Annotated in this window: 11 protein-coding genes and 1 pseudogene; 5 read left to right on the forward strand and 7 right to left on the reverse strand. The window is 68.7% G+C overall.

All coding sequences use genetic code 11. The features are described 5' to 3' along the window. Positions 1-107: 107 nt before the first annotated feature. The gene (locus AB0M28_RS21840; RefSeq protein ID WP_365407287.1) at positions 108-650 is read right to left on the reverse strand and encodes a hypothetical protein; all 543 of its coding nucleotides are present in this window, start codon (positions 648-650) and stop codon (positions 108-110) included. 911 nt (positions 651-1,561) lie between these two features. Here AB0M28_RS21840 and AB0M28_RS21845 point away from each other — a divergent pair. Continuing rightward, complete coding sequence (locus AB0M28_RS21845) at positions 1,562-2,437, forward strand: phosphotransferase (RefSeq protein WP_365407290.1); 876 nt, start codon at positions 1,562-1,564, stop codon at positions 2,435-2,437. Positions 2,438-2,564: 127 nt separating this feature from the next. Here AB0M28_RS21845 and AB0M28_RS21850 read toward each other — a convergent pair whose 3' ends face one another. After that, entirely contained in the window at positions 2,565-2,798 is a 234-nt protein-coding gene (locus tag AB0M28_RS21850) for a hypothetical protein (protein WP_365407293.1), read from the reverse strand. Between the two features lie 256 nt (positions 2,799-3,054). Between AB0M28_RS21850 and AB0M28_RS21855 the strand changes: the two genes are divergently transcribed. Continuing rightward, positions 3,055-3,516 (forward strand): hypothetical protein, encoded by a 462-nt coding sequence (locus tag AB0M28_RS21855; RefSeq protein ID WP_365407296.1) that lies wholly within the window; start codon positions 3,055-3,057, stop codon positions 3,514-3,516. On the opposite strand, the pseudogene AB0M28_RS21860 reads toward AB0M28_RS21855, so the two are convergent. Continuing rightward, positions 3,513-3,620, reverse strand: a pseudogene (locus tag AB0M28_RS21860) (AAA family ATPase); the annotation flags it as partial. The gene AB0M28_RS21855 and the pseudogene AB0M28_RS21860 sit on opposite strands and share 4 nt — an antisense overlap. Positions 3,621-4,203: 583 nt before the next feature. Next, positions 4,204-4,683, reverse strand: a complete 480-nt coding sequence (locus tag AB0M28_RS21865) for a hypothetical protein (RefSeq protein WP_365407299.1) — start codon at positions 4,681-4,683, stop codon at positions 4,204-4,206. Positions 4,684-5,152: 469 nt separating this feature from the next. On the opposite strand from AB0M28_RS21865, the gene AB0M28_RS21870 reads away from it, so the two are divergent. Continuing rightward, positions 5,153-6,472 carry a DUF6348 family protein gene (locus tag AB0M28_RS21870; protein ID WP_365407302.1) on the forward strand — a complete coding sequence of 440 codons (1,320 nt, stop codon included), beginning with the start codon at positions 5,153-5,155 and terminating at the stop codon, positions 6,470-6,472. A 1,156-nt stretch (positions 6,473-7,628) separates the two neighbouring features. Further along, positions 7,629-7,796, forward strand: a complete 168-nt coding sequence (locus tag AB0M28_RS21875) for a hypothetical protein (protein ID WP_365407305.1) — start codon at positions 7,629-7,631, stop codon at positions 7,794-7,796. Between the two features lie 635 nt (positions 7,797-8,431). Here AB0M28_RS21875 and AB0M28_RS21880 read toward each other — a convergent pair. The 3 genes from AB0M28_RS21880 to AB0M28_RS21890 form a co-directional block, all read right to left on the reverse strand. After that, the gene (locus AB0M28_RS21880; protein ID WP_365407308.1) at positions 8,432-9,745 is read right to left on the reverse strand and encodes a VCBS repeat-containing protein; all 1,314 of its coding nucleotides are present in this window, start codon (positions 9,743-9,745) and stop codon (positions 8,432-8,434) included. 579 nt (positions 9,746-10,324) lie between these two features. Next, the gene (locus AB0M28_RS21885) at positions 10,325-10,498 is read right to left on the reverse strand and encodes a hypothetical protein (RefSeq protein WP_365407311.1); all 174 of its coding nucleotides are present in this window, start codon (positions 10,496-10,498) and stop codon (positions 10,325-10,327) included. A 111-nt stretch (positions 10,499-10,609) separates the two neighbouring features. Further along, positions 10,610-10,957 (reverse strand): hypothetical protein, encoded by a 348-nt coding sequence (locus AB0M28_RS21890; RefSeq protein WP_365407314.1) that lies wholly within the window; start codon positions 10,955-10,957, stop codon positions 10,610-10,612. Between the two features lie 154 nt (positions 10,958-11,111). Between AB0M28_RS21890 and AB0M28_RS21895 the strand changes: the two genes are divergently transcribed. Then, a complete protein-coding gene (locus AB0M28_RS21895; protein WP_365407317.1) occupies positions 11,112-12,092 on the forward strand; it encodes a helix-turn-helix transcriptional regulator in 981 nt (326 codons plus the stop codon). Positions 12,093-12,572 lie beyond the last annotated feature (480 nt).

Raw genomic sequence — 12,572 nt, forward strand, 5'->3', positions numbered from 1 at the left:
CGGCACGGCGGCCGCCGCTTCTTGGAATAGTGCTCCTGGAGTCCCTTTTGCGATCACCTCGCCTCGGGGCCCCGCCGCAGCGGGCAGCCTGGCGGTCGTCGACGGGTTCAGCCTGCGAGGGTGATGCTGAGGGGGCCCGACACGCTGGTGACGCCCTGCGGGGTGGCGCACTGCAGGAGGTCGGGGGCGGTGTAGGCCACCACTTCCTGCAGGGCCTTCCCGGCGAAGCGGCCCAAGGTGATGGTGCCGGTGCTGGTGACGACGAGCTGTCCGCCGGTGGTGAGCACCGTGTAGGTGCCTTCGTAGTGGCTGGTTGTGTTGTCGTTCCAGGTGAGGTCGAAGGCATCGGGGCCGGCCGGCGGGGTGTACAGGCAGCTCGCGGTGGTGTGGAAAGGGCCGAAGACATGCCGGCCGGAGGTGACCGGGCCGCCCACGCAGCCGGTGAGGTCGGAGGTGTTGGTGACCACGGTCTCCTGGGTGGTGAGCGTGATACCCGGGCTGTAGGTCTGCAGGCCGCTACCGGCGCACGTCATCACCATCGGATCGGCATGGGCAACGGGCGCCACCAGCACGGCCGAAGCAAACACCAGCCCGACCGCCGCGCAGACACCGAGACTGGAACGCAGGCAGCGGCGCATACGACGGTTCACAAGGGGAACCCCTTTCACGAACAGCGGGTGGCGCCTACGAGCCGAACAGGCGCCTGCCGGCTCCCGGCACGCGAACAGCCGACGGCATCGACCACGACTTTGAAGGGCGCGCGGCAAATCCGACCGCCCACAGTCCCCATACCCGATGACCCGCCCGGATAGCCCTGCCGGGGTGACACGTCAGCCGCCTGGCGGCACGCGGTCGCCGGTCCGGGCAGCCGCGCCGAGGACGCAGCGGGGGTGGCGGACCCTTCTGCCAACGTTCTTCGAGGCCCCCCCGGCCCGCAGGCGAGCACGCCGCAACCGGTGCAGTACCGCCCGAGGGCGTCGATGCGGTTAGCGGCCGAGCGGTCGGGCGCGCGGTAGCCGAGCAACCGCCAAGCGGTGCGCTTCGTCCAGGCGCTTGGTGCTTGTGAAGTCCACAAGCGGTCCGTCGACCACGAGGTCCGCGCCCGCAAAGAGGCCGACGCCGGCCAACGTCCGCCGGGGCACTGCTTCGGCTCGGTACGGGCACGCAGCGCCGCCAAAGGCCCGTCGGCGGCCTGGTGCAGCCGGCCGACGACGCTGGCCAGCAGGTCGCGGTGCGCGAGCCTCACCCGTAAAGCAGCCGCCGCACTCGCCCCCGACACCACACACCGCCTCGCCGCCACACTGCGCCAGCACGGCCTCCCGCCCCACGGTGTGTACGCAGCCGCAGTCCTCACCCGCAGCATCGACCACACCCACACACCACCGGCACGCCCCGGCAAGGCACGCCCCGCCCCCAGATCACGCCTCGCAGCGGCCCAGCCCTCCGGCACCGTACTCGGCCAACGCACGGCCAACGCGCCGCTGACAGCGGCGGGGGTGGCGCCACGACAGTTGGCACCTGAGCACGCCGGCCGGCGCCGCCCCCGCCGAGCTGTGCCAGCATGTCGAGGGTGGAAACAACCGACGTCACGCGTGCGATCGCGGCTGCCACGTCACTCGCCGCATCGCTCGGCCTGCCGGCCGACGACGCGGTCGTCGTCCACAACTCGAACAAGCTGGCGCTGCGGTTGACGCCATGCGACGTCCTTGCCCGGGTCGCCTTCCTGGGACAAGAGGTCGCACCGTTTGAAATCGAGCTCGCTGCGCGGCTCACCGAGGCCGGAGCTCCGATGGGCCGGCTGGCCCCCCGGGTGGAGCCACGGGTGTACCCGCGCGACGCCTTCGCAGTGACGCTGTGGACCTTCTACCAGCCCGCGGCACCTCGCATCCCACCAGTGGACTACGCCGAGGCTCTAGCCCGGCTGCACGCCGGCATGCGCCACCTCGACGTGCCAAGCCCGAGTTTCACGGACCGGATCACCGAGGCGCAAGACATCATCGCCGACCCGGACCGCTCACCGGACCTGACCGATGCGGACCGGGTGTTCCTCAGCGGCAGGCTGGCCAGCGCGCGACGGGCGATCGAAGTCCGCGGCACCGTGGAACAGCTGCTGCACGGCGAGCCGCATCCAGGCAATCTACTCAGCACAACGAACGGCCCGCTGTTCATCGACCTGGAGACATGCTGCCGCGGACCCGTCGAGTTCGACCTCGCCCATGTTCCCCAGACGGTCTGCGAACACTACCCGAACGTCGACCAAGGCCTGCTGGACGACTGCCGGCAACTCGTCCTCGCCATGCTCGCAGCATGGCGCTGGGAGCGTGGCGACCAGTTTCCGCATGGGAGGCGATTCGGGGAGGAATTCCTCCGCCTGCTGCGCGAGGGCCCACCCTGGCCGGCCCTCGACGCGGCGACCAGGCGACTGGACGCTCTGTAGCAGGCGCCGCAGGCCACGTGACAGCGGCCGGCGACCCAACGGCCCAATACACGGCGCTGCACGAGCTCCTGCTCCAAAGGATCCCGAGGTCGGTCAGGGCGAGCGATGCGTCCGGGGTGTACACGATTTAGTTCCCGTGCTCTGCAGCATCGTCGAAAATAAACTGCCGGCCTTCTCCCGGATCGCTCCCTGCCAAGGGAAAACCGGCCAGCCAGACCTGCGGACCGATGACGGCGTCCAGCGCCACGCATGCAAGCCGGCCGGCGTCGTAGAACGCCTTCACCCAGCCCGAGAAGTCCTCCCGACCGTACGAACCACCAACCCGTAACTCCGACTCGCAAACCAACAGCGCCTCAGCCACTCCCGCTGGGGTCATCCCGAAGTGCAACGCCCCCACACGGATGTCGGTCCGTAGCACCCATCACTCCGGCTCCTGGCTTTGTTCACGTTCAGCAGCAGCGTTTGTCGATGAGTTCCAGCAGCGGTTGGTCAGCATCCGGGTCGCGGATGTTCCCGAGCAGTAGCGGCAGTGCCGTGTCGATGAGGCGATCATCGCAAGGGAGCTCTGCTGCAGTTCAGGTGGAGTCTCAGCCGCTCGCACCCTGGACGAAGATGCGGTGATCCGGTTCGTGGTGACAGATGCCGAGTGGGCTCGGACTCGGAAGGGCCTGCGCTTCGGGCAGGTCTTCGAGGGCACTGTGGTGAAGGTTCCCTGGCCCGGTGCGATCGGGATCTTCGTAGACATCGGCCTGAGTGTCGGAGGCTTTGTCGACGTTCTGCTGCTGCCGAACGAGGGCGAAAACTGGCCAGCGGAGGGCACGGTTGCCGATTTCGAGATCTGGTGGGCAGACAGCCGCCAGCAAATCCGGCTGAAGCCGTCCAACTCTCTATATCTGCGGACCGACTTCGCAGACTTCGTCGAACGCTTCCGTCCCAGCTGGCCTGCCGACGTCGGCCAGCCCGTTCGTGACTCGGGGCCTGTCACTGCCGAAGAGTTGCGGGCCCTGCTTCGCTCCGACGGGTCGTCGGCCAGCTCCCCTGAGCCCGGAGAAGTGGCCGACGCTCCCAGCGGAACCTAGCCGGCCGCGGCTTCGGCGCGGGCCCGGATGCTGGCGAGGCGGTAGGAGTCGCTGCCGGTCTCGATGACGGTCCCGTTGAAGATGAGGCGGCCGACGATGGCCGCCTCCGTCCTTGAAGTAGTGCTCCTGAACTCCCTCCCGCAATCACCTCGTCCGGGGCCTCGCCGGAGCGGTCGGCCCGGGCGTCGAACAGGCGGCGGGAGTAGACGGCGGGCAGGGGCGAGTGATGTGGCGGCGGCGACGCGCTTGGCCGCGGCTTTGATCGCGGCAAGTTCGTCAAGGGTCATGGCTGCCGCTCGTTGGGTGGTTCCATGAAAATCCGAGGCGGCCTCGATCTCGCGGACCACGCGGGACTTAACGCACCGCTGCCGGTGGCGCCGAGTCAGTACGGGTCCGGGCGCCTTCGTACGCCTGCGGCCGTCCGGCGGCCAGGCAGCGGACGGCCGCACCAGCCTCCGTCAAGGCCCGGCCGCGCAGCGCCGTCGTAAGGGTCGGGAACCCGGCCAGGTGTGCTTCGCAGCCGCGACGCATGCGGCGGACGATCGCGTCGCCCACCAGGCCGCCGCCGACGGTGCCCCGCAGTCCTCGCGGTGCTCGCAGCAGTGGACCCCCACGAAGCCTGTCCACGGCTCGGCGCCTGGAGCGCCCCGGCCCCGCCACGTTTCGCCCGGGCCGCGGTGTTCGGGATCAGATGTCGGACAGGAGCCAGCCGATGTGCAGTTCTTCCACACCCGGGCGGAAGGTCTGCATGAGCTCGGCGCGCTCGGGGTCGTCTTCCGGGAGATGATCGGCCAGGAGGGCCTGCGCGGCGAGTGTCTGGGGCCGGGCACCGAGCGCGGCGCGCAGGTGGAGTGAGCGGCGCAGCATGGCGATCCGTTCAGCGGGCTCCTTGTGCGGCGCGAGGTGTCGGATGACGTAGTACTCGAAGTAGCCGTCGCCGGACTTCGTCGCGAACTCGAGTGCCTTGTCGTATCGCGGCAAGGCGCCCGCCGGGTCGTCGTCGATGTTGTCCAGCAGGACGGCCCAGTGGTACTCGGCCCAACCGCGTATCTTCCCGTCGCCGGTCTCCATCGCCGCGCGGTAGCCGGCCTCGCCAACAGCGCAGTCGTCGGCGACCGCGTTGAAGCTGCTGAGCAGGCCGACAGCAAAGCTACCAATGCCGGGCAAGTCGGCCTCCGCCGCCCCGGTGATCCACTCGGCAGGCGGGTACCACCGAGGGTGGTGACCATCCCCGCGAACATGCTGGCCAGCCCGGTCGCGCAGACCAGTTCCAGGCAGCAGCCGAGTACCACTTCCCGGTCCCGTTCCTCCTCCCCGGTGAATCCGGCCGGATGCCAGGTGAGCCGGCCGGTCACCCGCCGCACCGACGGTGGCGGCAGGCGGCAGGCGGCAGGCGTGAAGCCCTACGGCCGAGGAACGTCGCACCCGGCCCAGTCACGGACGCTGGAGCAGCGGCCACGCAAACCGCAGGCCGTGACCTCGCGGTGGATGTCGAGGACAGACGTGCCGGCACCAGCCCAGATGGCGGGCGACACGGCGCACACACCCACCCCCTGGAGCCTGTCCAAGAGCCCGGCACCTCCCGAGCCACAAGCCCGAGCGTTGCCCGGTCCACCGGCCTCAGTACCATCCACGGGTGTCTTGGATACGACGTCGTACGCGCAAAGAGGAACCGCCGGCGAACAGGCTGCCCGACCTGGAGTTCCTCGCCCTGGTCAGGGCCGGGCTCGAAGAGTTCGCGCCCGGCGTGACGCAGGGCGCCCAGCTCAAGGGGAACTCGTTGATCAGCCCACATGGATGGGCCGTGGCCGTAGCCCCGCCGCACCACGGGGGCGGCCACCACTACGACCTCGTCGCGCTACCAGACGTCGGTCTCCAGCCGGACGTGCCGTGCTTCCTGGACTGCGTCGTGTCGATGTCCGCCGATCCACAGGACGCAGCGAACACGTGGGTGCAGACGGCAGGCGCCTGCCTGCTGGAACTCCTCGACCATCGTGAGCACTTCGCGAACCATGCGGGCCCCGACGACGAGCGCGGCGTGCCCGGCTGGCACATGATCACGTCAGGCGCGGTCGGTCTCGGACGTGACGGCGGCGAGAACCGGCGGCTGCAGGGCGCGCTGCTGGAAGCGAACGTGCTGCACCGCATCGCGAACTCGTTCACTGCGGACCTGGAATCGCCCTTCTTCAACGGCGTCAAGGTCTTCTACGGCGGCAGCCCCGGCGCAATGCAGGCCGAGATCCGCGTCAACGGTGAGCGCCACGAGGCCGCATCGGCAGCGATGACGGCACTCGCACTGCCGGAAGCAACGACTTTCACCGCAGTACGGTTCTACGCGCTGCTGCTTCCGCTACCGGCGGGCAGCGGCCAGCCGAGCTACCCGACGGCCCGGCTCGATCTCGCTCCCGCCTCCGCGCAAACCGACGCTCACAGCCACGGCACCGCCTGCGACTGCGACTGCGACTGCGGGGGTCACCTCGATGCGGAGCACCCCGGTTTCGACCTGGCCCTGCCCCACCTGGTCGCCGAGCTCTCGGACGAGGAGCGCAAGCGCCGGGTGAAGTCCGATACGGGCGCGATCATCATCGCGGAGGGCGTCGGCAACTTCCTCAAGGTCCGCCTCCGGATCCGGCTGGACGACGGACGCACGGTGGTCTACCTCGCCTGGGTCTACCTCCAGGCAGCCGTGATCGACGACTTCGTGCAGCGGGTCCACAACGACAACCTGGCCGGCCACCGCTTCGAGGGCCTGCTGTGCAACGCCATCGACCCCTGGGGCGAAGACGTCCTGCGCGCCCCCGTCGTCCTCGGCAGCCAACAGATCAACGAGGACGGCTCGGTCCGCCGCAGCGAGGTTCTGGAGTCCAGCGACCCCCTGCTCAGCAAGGTACTGAGCGAGACCTGGCCCGCCACCTTCGTCCTTGGCGACCGCTTTCCCCGCTCGCCGTCAAACTGAAGGGCCGGCACAGGAAGCGGACCCAAGGGCGCGGAGCCCGACCCAGTGGAGCAGGCACCGGGCGCTCCGCTTACACGGCAAAAACCCTCCATACACCCAGCCGACTGAAATGCAGAGAAGGAACACGACCCCCTGCGGGCAGGAGACGTTCTCAGACGCCCACGTCCACACGCTTCGCGTGCTGGCGGCATCCCGGCCGGCAGATTCCTACGACAACCTGTCCCCGGCTGCTTCCCGGGTGATCCACAAGAGCCGGACCGGGAGGAACACCCCAAGTGGACAGCCTTCACCCGGCACTTCGCGGCCACCCCTTTCCACCGCGAACCTGGTCTGCACGGGGCGCATGACAAGAGCGGAGTGGAGTGCCAGGTGAGCTTCCCGCCGCAAACTACCTCACCCCCGTGCCCCAAGGTGGAGTCACTGAACGACCGCAACGACTCGATCACCAACTTCAAGCAAATCGAGCACAACCGGCGGATCAACAGGCGATCCGCACCATCGGACAGAACTCCGCCAGCGAAGCCTCCGCTGCTGTTGCCGCTACCGGATGACACCGTCGAGACCGAGATCGTCTTCACCCCGCGAGTCGACCACCACAGAATGATCGCCGCGCGGGTCTGCCGCTACTCGGTGCCGGCCAGCTTCAACGGCCGCACCGTGCAGGTCATACTCCGCCCCAGCGATCTGACCGCCTCCCACGGCCCAAACGAAATCGCCCACCACCCCCGACTGACCACCCAGGGTACCCAGCACATCATCCTTCACCACTTCCTGAAGATGCTGCCGGCCAAGCCAGGAACGATGGCCGGCTCCGAGACTCTGGAACAGACTCGCAACGAGGACACGTTCACATCAGCGCACGAGGCGTTCTGGGCGGCGACCAAGGCCGCCACCGGAGACATCGACGGCACCACCACCCTGGTCCATATCCTGCTGCTGCACCACAGCCGTCGCGGTGTGCTTCACGGACGTGTCCGCCGCGATCCTGCCCGACCCACAGCCCCCAGACCGAGCCCCCGGCGTCCACTTCCAGCTCCACGTCGTCCCCAAGGCCCGCGCAGAGACGATCGTGGTCGGCGACCCGCAGCACGAGGCGCGGCTCGGGGTACAGCGCAGCAACATACGTACTCGGCAGGGGCGCCATCCAACTGCCCTGATGTCATCCAACCGAGTCGACCTTGCCAAGACCGCCCTCCGGTGGATCGAACAGGAGGAGCTCCACGGCTACGACCCCGAACTGTTCACCGACATCCTCAGCAAGCTCGCCTCACTGGCCAGCACCGCCAACCGAGAAGGACACAACCTCCACTGCTGGATGTGCTGACCCGATTGACAAACCCACAGCGGCACCCCTCGCACGCCGCCGATTCCGCCGCCAGCTCTCCCCCCGCGTCCCTCCCTGCCCGGAATCCCGTCGCCGCCCCCCGCCACCTCGTAGGGTCTTACGCATGCCACCTGCACACATATCCGGCAAGCCCCCACCCCCAGCACGGCGGTCCAGGAGATTGCGCACCGTCCAGTCCGGGCAACCGACATCCACGTGACCAGGCCGACCCCGGCCGCACCCATGCCCTCACCGACGCCCGCCGCGGCCACATCCCCAACCACCCGCACACCGGGCGGCCTCGGCGCACCCGCTCTCGACCCCCGCCACCACCGAATGACCCGCACCTCGGACGGCTGCCCTCGATCAGCACGGGCGGGTCCTGGTGCCGGAGGTGGTGGCAGTGTGCTCGCTGAGGTGATCCGCAGCTGTGGAACACGGGGCGCGGTGCGCCACCAACCCGATCCGGCGTGCGCTGCTGCACCGGCAGGTCCGGTGAGGTGCCTGTGGTCTGATCGAGGTTCTGGGGGCTGGGTGCGGTTGGCCGTGCTGACGGGGTTGGTCTCCGCCTGGGGTGGCATGGCCGCAGGCCCCACCCGGTATCCGGTGGGGCCTGCGGCAGGTGATGTAGTGGGTCAGATGAGGTGGCTGACGCCGTCCCAGCCGCTGGCGCCGATGACGATGCCGTTGTGGACTGCGGATCCGGTGCTGGCGTAGTAGTAGAGCTCGCCGGTGGTGCCGGCGGCGACGACGACGTCGGCCTTGCCGTCGCTGTTCATGTCGGCGACGGTGATGTCGGTCATGTTGCCGAAGCCGCTGCCGAGCTTGATGCCGTTGGCTACGCCGGTGCTGGTGCCGGCGTAGAGGTAGAGGTCGCCGGTGGTGGTGATGGCGATCAGGTCGGCTCGCCGGTCGCCGGTGAAGTCGCCCGCGGCTACCTCGGCGATGTTGCCCCAGCCGTTGCCGATCTGGGTGCCGTTGGAGACACCGCTGCCGGTGCCGGTGTAGAGGTACAGGTTGTCGTCGGTCTTGTTGACCGCGATCACGTCGGCCTTGCCGTCTGCGGTGAAGTCGCCTGCGGCCAGCTTGGTGACGTTGCCCCAGCCGTTGCCGATCTGGGACGGCGACTGGAAGCTGCCGGCGCCGGTGCCCTTGTACAGCAGCAGCTCGCCGGTTGTCTTAGTGGCGACCAGATCGCCGTCGCCGTCGTTGTCGAAGTCGGCGCCGGCCACCTTGTCCATGACGCCCCAGCCGGGTCCGACCTGGGTGGTGGACTTGAATCCGGCGGTGCCGTCGCCGGCGTAGAAGGACAGGTAGCCGCTGGAGGCGTTGACAGCGAGCAGGTCGTCGTCGGAGTCGCGGTTGTAGTCGTGGTCGCCCTTGCCGGTCACTACCGGCGGGGCGTCTGTGCCGATCTTGTCGTAGCGCAGGGCGGTGTAGTTTGCGGCAGGCAGGCCTGCGATGTTGCCGCCGTCGACGTCCGCCTGGCCGTACGACATGTCCATCGTCGAGTTGGCCTCCTGGTAGAAGTTGAAGGTGCCCTCCGACTTGTTGATCCACTTGGCGAACAGGACGACATGGCCGTCGGTGATGTTGTTGAGCGCGTCGCCGGGCAGCAGATCCCGCTTGTTCGACAGGGTCGACGTCACGCTGGGCAGGGAATTGGTGGTCAGGGCGCCCATGCCGTCGGCGGACAGGTGCCAGGCCATGGAGACGAAGCCGGAGCAGTCCCTGCAGTAGGTGTGGTCACCCTCGGGGTCCGTGGCGGTGCTGGTCTGGCTGTACTGGATGTCGCGGTCGTACCAGTTCTTGGCCCGGCTCATGACCTCGGTGCGGTCGATGGTGCCGCCCTGGGTGGAGGCGAAGGCGTTCTGCACGGCGAGGCTGGTCAGAGCGAGAGAGGCCAGCACCGGGGCGATGATGAGGCGGGTGGCGGTCTTTCGGTTCATGTGAATCTCCTGAATACGGGCAGGGCGAGGCCCTGTCGGGTGAGCGAGTGAGGGGCGGTATGGGTGGTTGAGTGGGTGTGCGGGGGTCTGGCGGCTGTCCTGCAGGTCCAGCCGCCTGGCGCTCGAGAGTGGGAGCGGGCCCGCTGGAAAGTGGTGCTAGGGGGTTGAGCTGACTGATCTCACGGCGAATCTCCTGCGCTCGGGCATGGGGTGCTGGAATGTGGGTGGTTGAGGTGGTGGGGTTGTCGGGGCGGCTGCCCTGCAGGAGCAGCGGCACGAGGGCGCAGCGGGGGCCGGATTGGCTGTGGGGTTAGTCCCAGAGCGGGTTGCTGGGCGATACGGCTGTGGTGTGTGGGGCGGATGAGTCGGCTGTGGTGGGGGAGGCGGTGAGGAAGGTAGCTGCGAGGGCGAGGCTGGCGATGGCGGCGGCCTGGGCGAGCGGGACAGCACCGTGTGGTCCTTTCGCGGGCAGGGTTGTGCCCGGCGTGGAGGTGGTGGGTGCGGGGAGGGCGGCGGCTGCCCTGCAGGCGCAGCGGCCGGGGTGTTCGCCCCATGCGCAGTGCTGGGGTGGCGGCGGGGCTAGTCCCAGATGGGGTTGTCCGCGGGAGCGCTGTCCCAGATCGGGTTGCCGGCCTGCACCGCGGAGACGGCGGTGTCGGAGGGCGCCACCGGGGCGGCGGAGGTGGCCATGGCGAACAGGGAGACTGCGGAGAAGGTGGTGATCGCGGCAGCCTTGGCGAGGAGAACGAGCATGGCAGGTGGCCCTTTCGGAGAGTGCCTTGGCAGGGGTGTTCCGGTTCTCAGATCCCGCGGTGATCTGATGTCCGGTTTCGCCGGCCGGGCTTGTCGCCCTTCCGGCAACGACTACTTTCCTCGCTGGTCAGGCGGGGTGGAAGTGGTTCCGGCTGGCCCCAAACGGCCTTGGACCAATGGGGCCAGTAAGGGGACTTCGGCGCGCTGAAGCGTCCAGTTGCGCAGCGGGTGGTGGTGGGCCAGCAGGCGCCTGCAGAACGCGGCTGCCCGGGCTTCGGCAAGGGCGAGGGACTCGGCACGCGCCCAGATGCCGAGCACGGGATTCGGCAGGGCGCAGGCGTGGATGGTGAGGTGCTCGATCTGTTCCTCGGGCAGGGCGAACATGCGTAGGGCGTCTGTCGGCGTATCGGGGAACAACGCGCCTGCAGGGCCCTTGAATTGTGCGTGGATGAGATACATGACCTTGAGGGTGACAATCCGGGCGTTGCCTCTGCCAGAGGGGCAAGCTGGTCGCTTGGGGCCTTGGACTGAACCGGCCACCTACCGGCACACTCTCGCGGCCGTGCCCTCCGCTATGCGATCATGCGGCGAGTTTCATGCGAGGGGGGTCTCCATGTTGACATCGCTTGGCCTGGATACGGACACGGAATCTGTGTATCGGGCGCTGCTGGCGCATCCCGACGACGGTGTCGCCGGACTAGGTAACCGGCTGGGCCTGCCGCCGGACGCGGTGCGCCGCGGTCTCGATCAGCTCAGCGAACTGGCCCTGGTCCGGCCTTCCTACGATGATCCGGGCAGGTTGCGTACGGTCAGTCCCGATGTCGGCATGGAGCTGTTGCTGACCCGCCAGCAGGCCGAGCTGGCCGCCCAGCAGCAGCGCATCGAGGCCTCCCGCGCCGCCGCCGCGCAGCTCATCGCCGACTACGCCGATCTGAGGCCGGCCACTGCCCAGCCCGGGGTCGAACAACTCGTCGGCCTTGACGAGATCCGCGACCGCCTCGCCCGGCTCACTCGTACTGCCCGCGAAGAGATCATGACCTTCGCCGGCGGTCACCACTCGGAGCACGCCATCGCCGCAGCCATGCCGCTCGACGAGGACCTGAGTCGGCGCGGTCTGCGTACGCGCACCGTCTATCTGGACAGCGCCCGCAACAGCCCGCACACCCTCGCATACCTGCAATGGCTGGCCGAACTCGGCACCGAGGTCCGTACTGTGGCCACCTTGCCCACCCGGATGGTCATGTACGACCGCACCGCTGCCGTGATCCCGGTCAAGAGCGACGACACCGCCGCCGGCGCGGTCATCCTGACTGGTGATGGCACCCTGGCTATGCTCTGCGCCCTGTTCGAATCCACCTGGGACAGCGCCCAGCCGCTCAGCACCACAGCCCACCGCGACACCCGCGGGCTGACCAGCAGCGAAGCCACGGCCTTGAAACTGCTCGCCGACGGCCACACCGAGGAAGCTGTCGCCAAGCGCCTGGGCGTCTCACATCGCACCGCCCGCCGTATCGCCACCACGTTGATGGAGGTCCTCGGCGCGCGTAGCCGCTTCGAAGCCGGCGCCCGCGCCGCGCAGCGCGGCTGGCTGTAACACCCCGAGGGGGCGGGCCCGCAGGCGCATTCGGCCGCCGCGGTTCACGCGCTCCGGCCGACGTGCTCGACGTGGCGGGTGCGGGACGCCCGCCTTCAGGATTCCAGGCAACGCACGCACCGATTGTCGGGGCCTTGCCGATGCGATGCGGGCATCGCAACCGCTGGGCATGATTCATGCTGGTCAGGAGAGTTCAATCATGTGGTGCGTGTTGGCTCGCCCCGGTTCGTCATGACGGGTCGTCAGCCTTCCCGTGAGGTGTCTGCAAGGTGACCGCAGGCAAGTTCTGACACGCCGCAGCGCGGGCTATGCGGTAGCCACCGGTGTGAGCGAGGATCGGCGCCTGAGAGTTCGGTGCGTGATGGCGTCACTCGTCTATGTGCCGATGCCCGAGCTGGCCCGGCAGCAAGCGACCAGGCTGCGGGGTCGGCAATAGCGCGGTAGGGCGTCGAGTGTGGTCCGAAGGATCAGGGGTCACAG

Source organism: Streptomyces sp. NPDC051940 (assembly GCF_040680895.1).
GTDB lineage: Bacteria > Actinomycetota > Actinomycetes > Streptomycetales > Streptomycetaceae > Streptomyces.